At 57.4% G+C, this 15,763-nt stretch carries 12 protein-coding genes; 5 read left to right on the top strand and 7 right to left on the bottom strand.

All coding sequences use genetic code 11. From position 1 onward, the window contains the following. Window positions 1–42: 42 nt before the first annotated feature. Window positions 43–2,166, bottom strand: a complete 2,124-nt coding sequence (locus ALO80_RS02425; protein ID WP_055007795.1) for an NUDIX hydrolase — start codon at window positions 2,164–2,166, stop codon at window positions 43–45. 881 nt (window positions 2,167–3,047) lie between these two features. Between ALO80_RS02425 and ALO80_RS02430 the strand changes: the two genes are divergently transcribed. From ALO80_RS02430 to ALO80_RS02435, 3 genes are all read left to right on the top strand, one after another. Continuing rightward, complete coding sequence (locus ALO80_RS02430) at window positions 3,048–3,245, top strand: bacteriocin (RefSeq protein ID WP_055005966.1); 198 nt, start codon at window positions 3,048–3,050, stop codon at window positions 3,243–3,245. Between the two features lie 63 nt (window positions 3,246–3,308). Further along, window positions 3,309–3,485 (top strand): hypothetical protein, encoded by a 177-nt coding sequence (locus ALO80_RS31515; RefSeq protein WP_162839034.1) that lies wholly within the window; start codon window positions 3,309–3,311, stop codon window positions 3,483–3,485. Between the two features lie 241 nt (window positions 3,486–3,726). After that, complete coding sequence (locus ALO80_RS02435; RefSeq protein ID WP_055007796.1) at window positions 3,727–3,942, top strand: hypothetical protein; 216 nt, start codon at window positions 3,727–3,729, stop codon at window positions 3,940–3,942. Window positions 3,943–3,976: 34 nt separating this feature from the next. Here ALO80_RS02435 and ALO80_RS02440 read toward each other — a convergent pair whose 3' ends face one another. The 4 genes from ALO80_RS02440 to ALO80_RS02455 form a co-directional block, all read right to left on the bottom strand. Continuing rightward, a complete protein-coding gene (locus ALO80_RS02440) occupies window positions 3,977–5,593 on the bottom strand; it encodes an ATP-binding response regulator (protein WP_055007797.1) in 1,617 nt (538 codons plus the stop codon). Window positions 5,594–5,666: 73 nt separating this feature from the next. Then, window positions 5,667–7,028, bottom strand: coding sequence for a TolC family protein (locus ALO80_RS02445; protein ID WP_122302017.1), 1,362 nt, complete (start codon window positions 7,026–7,028; stop codon window positions 5,667–5,669). Between the two features lie 14 nt (window positions 7,029–7,042). Then, on the bottom strand, window positions 7,043–9,181 hold the full coding sequence (locus ALO80_RS02450; RefSeq protein ID WP_055007798.1) for a peptidase domain-containing ABC transporter: 2,139 nt from the start codon (window positions 9,179–9,181) through the stop codon (window positions 7,043–7,045). Then, window positions 9,178–10,434, bottom strand: coding sequence for an HlyD family secretion protein (locus ALO80_RS02455; protein ID WP_055007799.1), 1,257 nt, complete (start codon window positions 10,432–10,434; stop codon window positions 9,178–9,180). The genes ALO80_RS02450 and ALO80_RS02455 overlap by 4 nt, the downstream gene beginning before the upstream one ends. A 357-nt stretch (window positions 10,435–10,791) precedes the next feature. Here ALO80_RS02455 and ALO80_RS02460 point away from each other — a divergent pair, with 357 nt between their 5' ends. Next, window positions 10,792–11,016: a hypothetical protein gene (locus tag ALO80_RS02460; RefSeq protein WP_055007800.1), complete on the top strand. Its 225-nt coding sequence runs from the start codon at window positions 10,792–10,794 to the stop codon at window positions 11,014–11,016. Between the two features lie 62 nt (window positions 11,017–11,078). Here the strand turns inward: ALO80_RS02460 and ALO80_RS02465 are convergent, their stop codons facing one another. After that, window positions 11,079–11,579, bottom strand: coding sequence for a hypothetical protein (locus tag ALO80_RS02465; protein WP_055007801.1), 501 nt, complete (start codon window positions 11,577–11,579; stop codon window positions 11,079–11,081). Between the two features lie 433 nt (window positions 11,580–12,012). Between ALO80_RS02465 and ALO80_RS02470 the strand changes: the two genes are divergently transcribed. Then, on the top strand, window positions 12,013–15,057 hold the full coding sequence (locus ALO80_RS02470; protein ID WP_083493115.1) for an autotransporter domain-containing protein: 3,045 nt from the start codon (window positions 12,013–12,015) through the stop codon (window positions 15,055–15,057). Window positions 15,058–15,379: 322 nt separating this feature from the next. On the opposite strand, the gene ALO80_RS31520 is transcribed toward ALO80_RS02470, so the two are convergent. Continuing rightward, window positions 15,380–15,538, bottom strand: coding sequence for a hypothetical protein (locus tag ALO80_RS31520; protein WP_081034632.1), 159 nt, complete (start codon window positions 15,536–15,538; stop codon window positions 15,380–15,382). Window positions 15,539–15,763 lie beyond the last annotated feature (225 nt).

Below are 15,763 nucleotides of genomic sequence, written 5' to 3' on the forward strand. Positions count from 1 at the left end.
GAAGATCCTTCTACCGTCCGTCAGCGCTGAAGCATCCGATGCTTAGTGGAAGGAGGTCTTTTGGAAAACCTTCACTGCGTCCAGCAAGATGGTTGTGTCCAGCTCGCTGGACAGCAATCTGCCGGCCTCGGTAAGCCTGGCCAGCTTCAGGCTTTGAGATTCAAAACCCATGTCAGAAGGTGTTCCATCCACGCGTTTGGCAAGGTAGTAACGGGTGCGTGACGTTGTTCTGTCGTAATCGCCAATGAAGCCGTAGAGCTGAACGTGTAGTCCGGTCTCTTCATAGACTTCCTTGACCGCGTTGGTCCTCAGGTTCAGTCCGTTTTCCAGACCGCCTTTGGGGAAAGAATGAGCGGTGCCGAATACATGGTCGGTCGGCTCGGTGACCCATACCCTGCCATCGGGCTCGAAAACTATCGCACCGCTGGCTGAGCGAAGACGATCATGCTTCTGGAACGAAGGCTCTGCGAAAGCGACAGCGCGCGTTCTGATCCGACTCCACTCCGAAAGCGTTCCGGGGGCCTGAAATGATTTGAACGGGGTATTGTTCAGGCTGCCCCGGACAGAACGGTGAGGTACGAAAACAGCCGTTCGGGATGAATCACGCCATGTGTCCACGCCGCTGGGTAACGTTGGATTTTTAACGGTGACTACCTGGCCGAGCTCATTCTTTCGAGGATGAATATAAGGGAGCTCTTGCTTCACACTGACCAGCCACCTTTTCCTTCTGATCAACACTTCACCGAGTGCCTCGCGTGCGAGACGATTATCAGGGCCGTGTTTTGCACAGAGTTCGGCAATGCGTGCGTCCGGTATTTTTTCTATCGCCGCAATGCCGGCGCGGATGTCATTACGCTCAATATTCTGGAAGACATAACTGGACGTGTTTTCTTTACGAGACAGCAGGGTGACCAGTTCCATAGGCGTGACACCGAAGTTACCCTTACGCTCGCCACCGGCGCGGAAGACCAGTGCGCCGCCCAGGTCGATACGCACAGGCTTGTGGTTGTGGCTGAACACAACATTGTCCCCCTCCCGGCCGATGACATCCCAGTTGCCCAACCAGACGTCCACAGCAAAGCCGCACTTCAACTGGCTACTCCTTGCCATCGTCGCAAGGTCTTTTTGAGTTCCGTCTACAAGTCGGGAAATCAACGCAGGCTTGCCATGCCGGGACGCCAGCCGCACATCGGGGACAGCAACACCTGCGGCGCTATACAGCTTGGAAGCGAGCACTTCATTGCGAAAGGAGGCAAGCGCTTCGTTATGGAAGTTATCCGTAGAACGCCCTGTTTTCACATACCATTTAACGCCATCAGGGGCCTGAAACAATCCGCCCGGGTTAGAACCTTTGGCCGTCGAGAGTTGTTTCCATTTATCCGTCTCGAGCGCGGCGAGTTCGTCTCCCCTTTTTGACCGGCCCAAAACGGTCATTTTGACAACCATGCACTTGTCTTTATGGGTGACCTCCGTGATTTCGTAGCGATTGGTGATATCCAGAATGACTTCATGTTCACTCTTGCCGGCTGCCGACGAGGGCAACCGGCTGATGCTAAGTGTCACGCCCTTTGCACCACTGTGTTTGAGCTCTGGAACGGGGGGCATTGCCTCCAGCTCAAAAAGGATGGGTACTTCCTTTTTCCTGATTGCGTTGGTCAGCGCGAAGCTTTCTGAAATGGCCGACACTGTCGAGGTACTGGCCACGCCCCGTCCGGAGTAACTGCCGTCCGACAACTGCATGCCATGCACAAGGCCATGTGCTACTTCACGGCTGTAATAGCCCTTGGGAAGAGTCAGCAAGATCGACGCAGACGCTCTGCCCAGCGATATCCCCCGATAAAGCAATTTAGAACGGCCCGGTTCAGCCAACTCAATGGAATAGCGCGGAATGGCGGCCCTCAGAACAGCAAACTCTTCGTTGGTTGTTTCAGCCGCCGTGTACTTCTGCAACAGCAGCATGAAGTCTCTGCCGTCTATTGATTCCAGAACGTTGTTCTGCCGGTTTGCCAGATGACGCTCATCGTGGGTGTCAAAATGGGTCAGCGAGACTTTTCCAGTCCGTCCTCGAGACACAAAGTTAGGCACCAGGTCACTGTGTGATGTCGAGGCACCTTGAGCATTGGAAGACCCAAGGTGACTGAACGAGTGTTTTATAGGATTTATCATTAAACATTCCTGCACATTCGTCGGGGGCAAGTGATGAAATTTCGTCATTGGCAGCACAGGCATCAGGACGTTCAACTGGCCCAAAGGCTGTCAGCCGATGCTCGTAAAGCAGATAGCCACTTTCTGAATCGAGCGAGTCATGAATACATCCGACTTATCATGGGCAGCCCGAAATAAGCAGCTCATTGCCACCGCCCGGCAAATATCGAAAATAAGCACTGTTTATAATCGGTTGGATATTCTTCATGGCGAAGGCTCATCGGCTAAACCCGTTAGAAAACTGAGTAGATGAGTGTCGCAGTGCGCCGTGAGGTTCCATTAAATAACGAGAAGAAGTTACAGTATAAAAAAGTATCACTGCGAGTGATTCAGAATACTGGAAAAATCTTTAAACCCAATAGGGCCGGGTTTAAGCCACGTTATTTGATTGCCTCTGTGCAGCCATGTGGTCAGTCGTAAGTTATACGACAACCTATAAGAAAGTCACTGCTGCCCGCCGGCGCATTACAAGTTTCAGACAGGGCACGTTCATTAAACAAAGGCATGCCGCGCACTTGCCAACCACCAACGAGGCCTGGCAGCACTCTTTTCAGTGAACGTTCGTCAGGCGTCTACCTGCTACGGAGCGCAGAGCAATGGTCGTGCACTTGACAATGTTGCCGGCAAATAAAGCAACCGCGAATAATGGCTTTATAATATTAACCCGCTCAGTTAGCACACCTGTACTATTTAATTAGCGGGCACAGTCGTTAAGTATTGTCCCTGCCACTCGCGAGTCACCGGCGCTCAGAGAACCGCCGACGACAACGCGGTTGGTCTACTGACCAGACAGGTTAAACACTACGATAACGAGGTAACGTCGAATGAATAAGGAATCGATCATGCGCGAACTGACTCATGAAGAACTGGCACAGATATCCGGCGGCATGAGCGTAGGAGAAGGTGTTGCAGCCATCGGCGTAGTGGCCGCTGCAACGGCGCTGGCCCCGGTAACGGCGGTCGGTGCCGGGGTCATATTGGCTGGCGTGGCAGGTGCCGCCGCGATTGACGCTTTTCAGACCTACCAGATGGCGCAGTGACACGCCTGCCATTCCGAATGGACAGCGCAGTGCAATGACCCACTGGGCATACAGGAGAACATTATGATGCCTGATCGTCATAAGCTCTTTGGGAAGACCGTTAATTCGTCGAAGCTGTTCTGGCTGGCAGCGCTAGCGTTTCTGATTGCCGCCAGTCTTGATTTTCAATGGTATTACATCGGGCTGGCCGGCATGTTTGTAGCAGTGGCCGCCACCCATCAGCGTCGGCAAGAAGTCTAGGGCTCAAGCAGCGTGCTGACCCTGACACGTCTGCCCACGGACTGCTGTCTTTGCAAATGCTGCACGGCGAGTGCGCTCATGGTTGACGTGCTCATTATCAAGTGCCTTTCAACGGTTGATCCGGCTACAGACACGCTCGGGACGCTAGCCTCTGGACGCCGTTGACAGCACCTGATAATCGAGCCCCTGAATAACCGGCCTCGCTTGAAGCGTTTTTTTCATAACGACCAAGAGGTTTGACATGAATAACCGCAATCAGAAAAACACAGTCGATGGCTGTTCGGCTCATGCGCATGTATTGACCGACGCCGAGATGCACAGCGTCTCCGGCGGTGCCGATTTCACCATCATGCCGGTGCCCGGTATTGGTGTAATCAAACCGGACCCGATCTGCGTCTACCCATTCCCTGACGTGCCCCCGCCGTCGGATATTCGCGGCCCCGTCATCACCGTCTGATGCACCTGTATTCCCTGGCCCGCGTGTCTGCGGGTCAGGGATTACTCAACCTCCGCTCGCGGATCGAGAGCAGGTTCAGGCGCAGTTCCGAAGGGCGCAACGGTTTGGACAGCACTGACACCTCTGCGCCCTGCATGGACTCAAGAACAACGTCCACCTCCCTCCCGGTAACAATCAGGGCGGGGACATCCCAGCCACGGGCGGCGCGTATGCTCTCGATACAGTCCAGCCCATTGGCCACGGTACCCAGATCGTAATCGGCAACGATAATGTCGCAATCGGTAATCAGCCCTTGCGCCGAACGGGCTGTCTGTACCTCACATCCCCACCTTTCGAGCAGCGCTGCAGTGGCCATCAGAACATTCTGGTCGTCTTCCACCAGGCAGACCCTGACCCCTTTGAGCAGACTCTCGCCCAACGTTTTTTTGCGGACCACCCGCACAGGTGCGCTCACCTCTTCGAGTCCATGAATGGTGACTGTCGTTCCACGATCTATCCGCGAAACAATCGCGATGTGCACATTGAGGATCTGGCTAAGCCGCTTGACGATCGACAACCCCAGTCCCACGCCCTCCACGTCCTTGTCGCGTACATGGCGGATCCGGTAGAACTCGTCGCAGACTCTGGGCAGATGTTCAGCAGCAATACCCCGCCCCTGATCATGCACACTGATAGACAGGTGCCCCGCGTGACTGCGCACACCGATCAGCACCGGGTGGTCAGGCGCATACTTGAGGGCATTGGAGATGATGTTCTGCACCATCGTGGCGAGCAGCGTGGCATCGACTCTGACCCATCGCCGACAGGGGCGCACTCTGAGTTCCACACCGGCCCAGCGAGCCGCCGCCGCGTTCTGATGCGCGACTTCATTGAGCATGTCGCCCAGATTCACTACATCCAGCTTCGCTGAAACCTTGCCACTGTCCAGCGTGTAGATGTCCAGAATAGAGCGAAACAGTTGCGACACGTTGTGCAGGGAACGATCGATGTTGTCGACCAGTTGACGCTCGTGATCGCCCAGCGCGCTTGAGCGCAGGCAGGCAGTAAACATGCCTATGGAGTGAATGGGCTGACGCAGGTCATGGCTGGCCTGAGCCAGAAACCGCTCTTTCTCGCGATTGGCCACGGTCGCCTGCTCTGACGCCTGACGAGCCCTCACCAACAGAATGTGAGCGTAGGCAGGCACCAGAATCGTGACGGCGACGAGCATCAGGACCATGAACGGCTGCGCCTGCCAGTAAGGCGTCAGTTGATAGGTAATCAGTATCGCCAACAGGGCCAGAGACGCGGCAATTGCAAGATAGCGCGAGCCAAAGCGCATGCCGTTGCCCAGAGTGACCCAGACCATCACGCTGAAAATCGGCAGTGTGGCTTCACCGCCAACAATCAGCCCGACAGAAATGCCAGTGTAGTCATGCACCATGCCCAGGACGCGGCGCAGTGGAAATACACCTGGGTAACTGATGATGTGCTGGCGCAGCAGCAGAGACACCACCAGAAAACCCGCATAGTAGAAAATGATGGGCTGGTAGGTGCCAACACTGAGCCCCGGCAGAAAACCGATCAACGATACGTAGGTGATCGCAAATGTCGCCACGATCAACCTCAAGGTAGCCTGATCCAGCTCAGCGTTTTTCTTTCTGTCTTTCATCGACACACCTCGTTCGCAGCGAACCGGAACCGCTCACCCTATGCAGTCGATCAGGCACGTCCCGTGACGGTGTTCAGTCGCCGATATTCAGGCTGCCAAGATCGGATGCCAACTGCAGCTTGGCGTTATGCCAGTTGACCAGAGACTCCACGCGCTTCTGAGTGGCCGCGCTCAGATCGTTTTGCGAGCGCAGGAGCTCCAGAATACTGCCTACGCCCGCTTTGTAACGACCCTGGGCAATTTCGTAAGACTTGCTGGCACTCTCGACAAAAAGACGACTGATGGCCAGCGCCCGGGTCCTGGACTCCAGTGTCTGTCGACTTTTCCAGACACTGAGCGCGATGCTGTTTTCCACCTCGTGCAGGGCCTCTTCGCGGGCAGCGCTTTCGTAACCGGCGGCCCGCGCCCTGCGCCGATTGAGAAAACCATCGAAAATCGGCACGGTGATCTGCACACCGATGGTCCAGGTGTTCACCTCCTGACGGGTCGAAACCTGTTCGATAGGCGTGTCCTGGCGGCTGTAATTGCTGAACAACGACACCGTCGGCAGCCCTTGGGCGCTTGCCGCATCGGCCTTGGCGCGGCTTGCCGCCCAGTCGGCACGGGCCTTTTCGATAGCCGGATGCCCTTCCCTGGCCTGCTCCATCAGACTGCTGACGTCGCCCAGAAACACCATTTCATCAGCCCCGGGCTCATCCAGCGCAACCAGTTTGAGCGGTGCTGCCGGTGACAACCCCAGCTGGCAGGCCAACTCGCCTTGCGCTGCGGCCAGATCCCCCTCCGCCATGACCCTGTCCAGCTGCGCTTCGGCATAACTGGATTGAGCCTGGAGGCGATCAGTCTGCTCACCGGCCCCGGCGCGATATTTCGCATCAGCGGCTTTCAGACTGTTGGCCGCCAGACGCTCGGCGCTGAGTCTGGCTTGCAGCAGCGCCGTGTTCGCCTGCACCTGATAGAAAACCCTGGCAGTGGCAAGCATCGATTTTTGCACTTCTTCAACCCGGCTGCTGCTGGCGACATTCAACAACTGCCGGGCACTTTCGACTTTTGCGGCGCGCAGGCCAAAATCGAACAGCACCCAGTTCAGGTTGAGACCGTAGACGCTGGTATTGGAGTTCAGTCTGGAGTCCGCTTCGGGAAAACCCGGATAGCGCGTGGTCTTGCCAGCGCGGCCTTTTTGAAACTGACCCTGCACGGTCGGATAGTAAGCCGAATGCTCGGCATCCAGTTCTGCCTGCCGAGCCAGCTCGGTCAGCCACACCTCACGCAGTTTCGGATCGGCGCACAATGCGACAGAGACTGCTGTTGCCAGACTCAGCGCGTCAGGCAGTCGACTGGAGCCGGGGCACGCGTCCACACGGGCGTCCGCCATGCATAACGAGGCGGCCAACACGCCGAAAACGCACCACATGGACCGCCAGCGAGTACGGCGCATCATGCCCGCGAGGCTCACGCTGAAGGAGCTTCGTTGAGCACCGGACCATCGTAGGCAACCCGGCCTTGCGCAAGCGCCACAACCCGATCCGCCGTACGGATGGTTTCCGGACGATGGGCAACGATGATGCGAGTGATGTTCAACGCTTGCAGCGCCTGGTTGACTGCTGCTTCCCGAGCGATGTCCAGGTGGCTGGTCGCTTCATCGAGAAACAGTAGCTGCGGCCGTTTGTAGAGGGCACGGGCCAGTAACACCCTTTGCTTCTGACCTCCGGAAAGCACCGTACCCATGTCGCCCACCAGGGTGTTGTAGCCCATTGGCATCTGCGCAATGTCATCATGGACGGCAGCCAGACGTGCGCATTGCTCGATCCACTGCTGGTCGGCACCGGTCTCGAAAAAGCTGATGTTGTCGCCGATGGAACCGGCAAACAGCACGTCGTCCTGCAGCACCGTGCCGGTGATACGGCGCAGCCTGCCCATGCTCTCTGCTCCGACCGGCAAGCCATCCAGCAGAACGCTGCCTGCGCAGGGAGCCAGGATGCCCAGCATCACATTGAGCAGGGTACTTTTGCCGCCCCCCGACGGGCCGACGATGGCCACCGATTCGCCTGCGCGGATATGGATCGACACATCATCCAGAACGTAGGGTTCATGCTCGGAATAGCGAAAGCGCAGTTGACGCACCTCAAGGCTGGGCACCCTATCGTTGCCCGCCTCCTCGAACGCCTGTGGACCGGCAATCGGCTCGGCATCGTGCAGCACGATATCGGCCAGACGCTCACCGTGCAGGCGCAGCATGATCACGTCGACAATCTTGTCGATCAGACCAGCCACCCGACCATTGAACTGCTCTTTGTAGGAGTTGAAGGCAATCAGCATACCGGCGCTGAACTGTCCTTCCAGAACCAGCCTGGCGCCCATCCAGATAACAATGATCGTGACCAGCCCGAACAGCACGCCGTTGAACGCACGATAGGCCAGTTGCAGTTTCTGCGGATGCAGCCCGGCATTGATTTCTTCGACCAACAAAGCGCTCCAGGCGCTGCAACGCTGCTCATGCCGGTTGAACAGCTTGATCGTGCGCACGCCCCGCGCGCTTTCCAGAAAGTGCGACTGCTGGCGTGCCGCGTGGACCAGCTGATTCTCGCTGGCACGACGCAGCGGCCCGAACCATATCCAGCGCGCCAGGCCGTAGATAATCATCGCCACCACTGCAACAAGCGCCAGCCTGGGGCTATAGGCAATCATCAGTCCCAGCGTGACAACCGTCATCAGCCCATCCAGCAGGGCCTCGATGAACGATGTGGTAACGGTCTGCTGGATCGCCTTCAGAGAACCGAAACGCGAAACGATATCGCCCAGATGACGACGTTCGAAAAACGCCACCGGCAAGCGCAGCAGGTGGGTAAAGACATTGATCTGCCACTGCGAGCCGAGCATCGTCCCCAGGTACATCAACGCCCAGGCACGGGCCAGCGCAACGGTGTGTTGAATGATCAGCAATATGCCAAATCCGATCGCCAGCACCGTCAACAGGTCGGTATCCGCGCTGACCAGGACCTTGTCGATGACGGTCTGCATGAAAAACGGACTGAGAATGGTGCACAGCTCCAGCGCCAGAGCCAGAAGCAGCACGTGCGTCAATACCCGGCCAAAGCCCTGCACTCGCCCCAGCAGCTTGCGCAGCGGGATCGGCGGCTGTGCAGCGGCGGGCTGGAAATCACTTTCCGGCCACACCTCCAGTGCCACGCCGGTAAAGGCTGCGGACACCTCGTCGAAGGTCAGCTTGCACACCCCCCGCCCCGGATCATGCACCACTACGCCGCGTGCATTGACCTCCTTGAGCACCACAAAATGGTTGAAATTCCAGTGCAGCACACAAGGCAACTGCAACTGCCCGAGCGCGTCCAGTTCGACGCGCAACGCACGGCTGCCTAACCCGAGCCGCGCAGCCATGTGGGTCAGTTGCTTGAGGTTGACCCCTTTCATCGAGGGCGAGAGGCGTTGACGCAATGACAAAAGATCGCTGTGCTGGCCGTGATAGCTGGCGATCATGGCCATGCACGCCAGACCGCACTCGGTGGCCTCAGCCTGAAGCACAACCGGCAGCTTTCTCCCGATACCAAACGTGAAGGCATTTTTCAGGTTCAAAGCCGCTTTCCTATTCCGCGCAAAGGCTCCAGCATCCACTCATAGAGCGGCAGCCTTTCCTGCATGATGTCGGCGTCCAGTTGCATGCCGGAACGCAAGCGCTCGTGCATGCCCTGACCGTCGATGGTTTGAGCCGCCAGGGCAACCGTGACCCGATAGAAAGGCCCTTGCTCGCGCATCGGGTCAGAGACGTTGCCCAGGGTCATGACTTCATCGGCCGGCAACGCGGTACGCGAGATCGATGAAACCGTGCCCGGTTGCAATCCAAAGCGCTGATAGGGATAGGCCTGGTAACGCAGCATGACCGTGTCACCCGTGCGCACGAACCCCACTGAGCGACTGGGCAGATAGAGTTCGGCGTGCAGTTGCGCGTCGGCAGGCACAATGCTCAGCAACGGTCGCGCACTGTCGACTCGCGAACCGTTGGAGACGGCAATCGCCGTGGCCTCGCCCAGCGTCGGAGCGGTGATGAGAATCTCTCGCTTGGTTTCACTTTCGATCAGACGATCCTGATTCTCGGCCAGTCGGCGTTGCAGATCGGCGAGCTGCTTGCTCTGGTTGAACGGCAACTCGACCAGTTCCGCCCGCAGCTTTGTGCTTTCGGCGCGAACCGTCAGTAGCGACCGATTCAGTTCCTCGCCACGCAGGCGCATGTCCAGAACGGCGTCTTCTTTTTCCTGAAGCTGGTCGCGGGACACGTAGTCCTGGCGTTGCAGGTTGGCGTAGCGCTCGGCAAGGCCCTTGGTCAAGGCCAGTCGCTGACGCGTCAGATCGATTTGCGCGAGTATCTTCTGTTGCTCGGTTTCCAGCGCAGCGACCTGACGTTTCTTGCCGTCCAGCTCTTGGCGATGCAGGGCAAGCGTCTCGTCGATTTCCTGAGTGAGGCTTTCCTGACGCCGTCTGATCGAGAGGCTGATCGCCTGTTGCGCACCACCCGCCTCGCCGCTCTGTGTGTCGCTGGACAAGGTCATCAGCACGGCACCGGCATCCACGCGTTGCCCCTCGGCGATGTTCAGACGGATGATCACTCCGGCCTGCGGCGAGTAGATCCTGATCAGGCCGGTTTCAGGCAACAGCACGCCGCTTGCGGCTGTGCGCTTGGTGTAGGTGGCGAAAGTCAGGAACAGGCCCATGCACATGCAGAACAGCAACGCCACTGCGGCGGCCAGTCTCATCGACAATGGGCTGACCAGCAAAACCGTCCCCAGCGTACTGCGCTTTTGCGCGTCAAGCGCCTCAGGCCGGAAGAGCATGAATGAACATCGCTTCGATCATCAGGAATGCACCCTAAAAACAGATAGGGGGTTCACCCGTGTTTTGAAAAGATCAAAACAGACGTGTCACCAGCCCATGTAACAGCTACCTGACTGCATCACTGAATCTGCAAGGGCACGCTGGCAATACTATCGAGACAACAGGACGACGCATTACAGCCCCTGATGCCAGGCAACCTCAATAGCACAGATGAACTAATGGCCAAGAGACACACGAATAACTAGTTCATCTGTACTATTGATGTGCCTGTCGGCGCTGACTTTAATGCTGTGGTCTGTTGTCATTTCTGGTGACCGCAAGACCCATTCAATGATCAGCTTAGAGGAAATAAAGCCATGACTCACGCAGTGAACCCACACCAGGCGCATGATGCACTTCCTACCGTGCCCGCCCTTCGGGTGCTGGACGAGAGCGAGTTGGCTCAGGTCGGCGGTGGTATTGAATTCAGCGCGTTTGGTTATACCTTCGCAGGCGGAGAATCGTTTGCGCCGGGTTTCAACTATGCCTCCATCACCAACTCGCGCGGCGTTCCGGTTTATTACACCACCTGGCAAAACTGACCGCGCAGCAGACAGGCCGCTTGAAGAACCCGGACACCGTCCGGGTTTTGTGCTGCCGTGCTTTATTTCTGAAGTGTAAATTCGGCTTTATCAAACGACAGCCAGCAGGAATCATTATCGGTCCATTTCGACTCACTGGTGCCTAAAACCCCTTTCACAAGGATTCTGTCGCCCTTCTTGAAGCTGCTTATTTTTTTCTTGTTCACCAACAGGTCATCGCGAGTCAAGCCCTGGCCCGTGCACTTCGGGTTGGACGGATCGCTGAAGATCACGGCAATCTGATTCTGACCGACGACTGTGCCTGTTTTGGTAATACGCTGCACCACGCCAGGAATAATCAGTGTACGGGCGTCCCATTTTTCTTTGGCAGTAACCTCATTGGTCTGCCAATCGCCCCATATTTCCGTCAACGTTGTTTGCCTGGCGTCCGTCAGCCCTCTGAAATCTCCGCTCAGCACATCACCCGTCTGATCAATAACACCATTGGTCACTGACATGGCCTGATCAAGACCCGCGCATCCCGACAAAGCCAGGATCAATGGAAACAAGGCTACACTTTTCATTTACACACTCCAGTGACTGGCTAACCAAGTGCCTAACCCTGTCATTCATTATTTAAATAATTTGCGCCCGATAACGTCGCACGAAACGGTAGCTACTGCGTGACCTAACATCAATAGTACAGATGCACTAAGGCAGTTCCGGATTAACCGAGCAGGCTTTATTATTCAGCGGCCACCCGGCGCTGTAAGAACAGTTGGCGAGCGAAGATCAGGTTATAAATAAGTCTTCCGGTCGGACTCGCGCCCGAACCTGTTTTTAAAGCAGCTTCACCGGGCGCAGCCACTTTATAGACAGGCCTAGTACATGCGTACTATATCCATTACCCCCTCGCCTCCCAATACTCCCGTCGTTGGCAACCTGCCGAACGGAACCGCCCAAGCCCTCAGGGCTGGCAGCCACCCTTGTGGCCTTTATGGAGTATCTGGAGTCGCTATGAACCCCTTATTCAGAATATCCCCTCTTGCTTTTGCGATTACTCTTGCACTGCTTCCAGATGCTCAGGCAGCGGATTACGTTCTTACCAATGGTCAGGAAACCTTTAACAGCGACCGCGTCATTGATGGCTCGATCGAGGTGCGGTCAACTGACGGCAACTCTTCCAGCCTCACCATCAACAGTGGCGCAACCGTGACCAGCGAAGGCGGCAACATCGTTGGCCAAGCCAGCAGTACTGGCGTAAACCCGGCCCAGGCCAGCGTCATAGTCGAAGGGGCCGGTTCGCGCTGGGTAGTACCGCGTACCTCATTTGTACTGGGTAACACGATCGTTGTCGGTGGGGTCGGTCAAGGCGACCTGACTGTTCGCAATGGAGGTCAGGTGTCGGTGCGGGACCTCGACCTGGGCGATGTCAATGGCTCTCGCTCCAACGCATTCTCGAACGCCGAACTGCTGGTGAGTGGCCAGAACTCGCTGGTCGATGCAGTCAACATCGAAGCCGGTGGCGTCTTTGTCTATAGATCGAGCATCACGGCCAACGATGGCGGCAAAATCAATAGCCAACAGGTAGACATCGACTCCGTCGTCAATCTTTCCGGAGCCGGAACCCGATGGGACAACAGCGGGGTTTTCAGGAACAGAAACAACCTCACGCTCGACAACGGTGCAGTGCTGACGACCGACTCGCTCTTGCTGGGTTCGGCCATCACCAGCCGCAGCAATCAGGTGACTATTACCGGACAAGGCACACGGCTCGCAGCGCAAATCATGACGCTGGGCACCAGCGACACCCGCACCTACCTGACACTGTCAGACGGTGCAGAGCTGAGCGCCACTAACGGTCTTCTCATCAGCACCATAAGCAGCATCAACACTCCAACACGCGGCACGCTTGCTGTGGGCGGTCCGGTCGTGGCCGACCCCAACCGTACCGATATCGATTCGGTGACTGCCGGAACAGCTCAGGCGGCTGGCCGACTGGACCCGCAAACCGCCATTAATTTCGGTACCGGCAACGGGCACCTGGCGTTCAACCATACCGATACTGATCTGCAGGTCGCCAACACCCTGAACGGAACGGGCCGAGTGTATGCGTTCAACGGCAATACCACCTTGAGCGGCGACCTTACCGGACTGGCCGGCAGCGTTGTTGTGCGCGGCGGGCGACTGGTGCTGTCGGGGAACGTCGACCAGGTTAATCAGCGCGGCAATACGGCCACGACCCAAAGCCTTTCGCGATTTAACGTAGGCAACGGCACGCTGGTGGTCAACGGTATTGCCGGGCGCACCGAGTTCGGGACTTATACCAACAGCGCCCAGGTACTGGACGGCGGCGTTCTGGCCGGCGTCGGTCAGGTGGGTACTACGCAGGTAGCTTCCGGCGGTACCCTGTCGCCCGGCGAAAACGCCATAGGTGCGCTGGCCATACAAGGCGACCTCGACATGGCCGCAGGCTCACGTTACGCCGCGGACATCGCAGGCGACGGTAGAGCCGACAAGATCAACGTCAGCGGCACAGCCACCCTGCGCGGTACGCAGGTCAACGTGACCGCGCTGGATCCCGCGCAGAGCTATCAGAGCGGCAGGACTTACACCCTGCTCTCTGCTCAGGGCGGTGTGGTCGACGGTGCCGCCGCAGGGACCGCCTATGCCCAGGCGCTGACCAACTCGGCATTCCTGAATGTCGGACTGCAGCGCACGGCCAATGATCTGAACCTCACCATCGAGCAAAAAAGCGTAGAGCCGACACCTACGCCAACTCCGACTCCTACTCCTGAGCCAACTCCTACTCCTGAGCCAACTCCGACACCAACACCAACACCGGAGCCAACTCCAACTCCTGAGCCGACACCGACACCGACACCGACACCGGAGCCTACACCTACGCCCACTCCAGAACCTGCACCAGCTCCCGGCATCTTTCAGACGGTCATGCTGACTCAAAACCAGTTCAATACCGCTGGCGCGCTGAGCGTACTCGAGCAAAGTGGTGAACCGCTGCGCCTCTACAACAACCTGCTGATTCTCGATGCGGAAAGCGCTCGTAACGCTGCCGATCAACTGTCCGGCGACTATCACGGCAGCACCTCGACGGCCCTGATCGCCAATAGCCAGGTGGTGTCCGGCGTGCTGGGCACTCGCCTGCGCAATATTCTGGATACGGGAACGCTGCGCATGCCAGCCATGGCGCTCAATTTGATGCCAAGCGCGCCAACCACTCAAAACGGTGCCTGGGTGCAGCCCTTCGGTAACTGGACCAAGGTAGACGGCAACAACGGTGCCGGTGGTCTGCACCAAAGCACCGGCGGCCTGTTGTTCGGGGCGGATGGCAGTTTCACCCCTGACTGGCGCGGTGGCGTTTACGCCGGCTACAGCCGCTCGAAATTCGATGCCGATGACCGCGATGCCGACGGCCACAGCGACAACTACCATCTGGGTCTCTACACCGGTGGCCAAATCGACGCCCTGCGCCTCAGTGCTGACGTCGGTTACACCTGGCACAAGCTGGAAAGCGAGCGGAACGTGGCCTTTGCCGGATTCAGCGACCACCTGACCGGCAAACGCAACGCCAAGTCGCTGCAGGCCAGTGGTGAGGCGGCCTACCGCATCCCGGTTGGCCGTGTCGCTCTGGAGCCTTTCGCCGGCCTGTCTTATGTACGCTACGACGCCCAGGACCTGCACGAAAAAGGCGGACCAGCCGCCCTGGACGTGTCCAGCGACAAACAGGACACCGTCTTCTCGACACTGGGTCTGCGCGCGTCGTCGAACATCGATGTGGCGAACGTCAATACTCAGGTGTACGGCTCGTTGGGATGGAGACGCGCCTATGGCGACCTGGACCCGCGAAACATTCAGTCCTTTGCCGGCGGTCCAGACTTTGAGGTACAGGGTGTAGCTCAAACCCGCAACACCGCCTTGACTGAAGTGGGCGCGAAACTGCGCTTGAATCGGCAGACCGATCTGGACTTGTCCTACCAGGGGCAGTTCGGTACCGACACGCGCTTCCATTCGGTTAACGCAGGCGTGACGGTTCGCTTCTGACTGTAGTTGCAACGTCGGGCTGGATGGCCATTGGGGCAGTTTTGCTTCGAATGGTCACCAGCCCGAACTCATTAGCGACCGTGGGGGCTGGTTCAGCGAACATTTATACGTTCAGGTATGGGGTAAATGCTATATCAACCAGCGTCGGCGGATAACCGCGCTGAATACGCCTTTCCACGAACCCCTTACGTCTTCTTGAGGGCAATCATAAAGCGCAAGTTTTTCAGGACGCGCAAAGTACAGGTAACGCCAGTAAAAATGGCGCTGCCGACCTTAGCCAGCAGCGCCAAACGAAAGTCTTCAGGTCAGGCGGATGCCCGGCTCAAGCTTGCTCGTCGTCCTTGTCATCATTTTCGTGTTTGAGTGCTGGCTTCAAACCTGGCTGAGGCGCGTGTTCGGCATTGGGGGCGATTTCTTCGCCATGGTTCTTCTTCTCTTGCTGAACTTTTTTGTCATGTGCGACGTTACGTGGATCGGTCATGGAAATTCCTTGATAGGCAGATGATTCGAATACCCATCGACGTGATGCGTTGGTTTTTGAGCGCCGGGGCAAGATTTGGAGTCAGACAGAGATTGGGCGTTCAGTGTATTTCGAGCCCGCGAGCACAAGCCAGTAGCCCTTTCAGATCACTGTGCAGCCGATGTGAATGTCGCGCGACACAAGGTTAGCCCACACTGCTGTGGAAGCTGCCTGCGCAGAAGCCAA

The sequence above is a fragment of the Pseudomonas caricapapayae genome (assembly GCF_001400735.1).
Classification (GTDB): domain Bacteria; phylum Pseudomonadota; class Gammaproteobacteria; order Pseudomonadales; family Pseudomonadaceae; genus Aquipseudomonas; species Aquipseudomonas caricapapayae.

What these genes read in the sequence shown, in the direction of transcription:
- ALO80_RS02455 (WP_055007799.1), bottom strand. Translation starts at nt 10,434, where the DNA reads ATGCTCTTCCGGCCTGAGGCGCTTGACGCGCAAAAGCGCAGTACGCTG.
- ALO80_RS02465 (WP_055007801.1), bottom strand. Translation starts at nt 11,579, where the DNA reads ATGAAAAGTGTAGCCTTGTTTCCATTGATCCTGGCTTTGTCGGGATGC.
- ALO80_RS02445 (WP_122302017.1), bottom strand. Translation starts at nt 7,028, where the DNA reads ATGCGCCGTACTCGCTGGCGGTCCATGTGGTGCGTTTTCGGCGTGTTG.
- ALO80_RS02435 (WP_055007796.1), top strand. Translation starts at nt 3,727, where the DNA reads ATGAATAACCGCAATCAGAAAAACACAGTCGATGGCTGTTCGGCTCAT.
- ALO80_RS02470 (WP_083493115.1), top strand. Translation starts at nt 12,013, where the DNA reads ATGAACCCCTTATTCAGAATATCCCCTCTTGCTTTTGCGATTACTCTT.
- ALO80_RS31520 (WP_081034632.1), bottom strand. Translation starts at nt 15,538, where the DNA reads ATGACCGATCCACGTAACGTCGCACATGACAAAAAAGTTCAGCAAGAG.
- ALO80_RS02430 (WP_055005966.1), top strand. Translation starts at nt 3,048, where the DNA reads ATGCGCGAACTGACTCATGAAGAACTGGCACAGATATCCGGCGGCATG.
- ALO80_RS02460 (WP_055007800.1), top strand. Translation starts at nt 10,792, where the DNA reads ATGACTCACGCAGTGAACCCACACCAGGCGCATGATGCACTTCCTACC.
- ALO80_RS31515 (WP_162839034.1), top strand. Translation starts at nt 3,309, where the DNA reads ATGATGCCTGATCGTCATAAGCTCTTTGGGAAGACCGTTAATTCGTCG.
- ALO80_RS02440 (WP_055007797.1), bottom strand. Translation starts at nt 5,593, where the DNA reads ATGAAAGACAGAAAGAAAAACGCTGAGCTGGATCAGGCTACCTTGAGG.
- ALO80_RS02425 (WP_055007795.1), bottom strand. Translation starts at nt 2,166, where the DNA reads ATGATAAATCCTATAAAACACTCGTTCAGTCACCTTGGGTCTTCCAAT.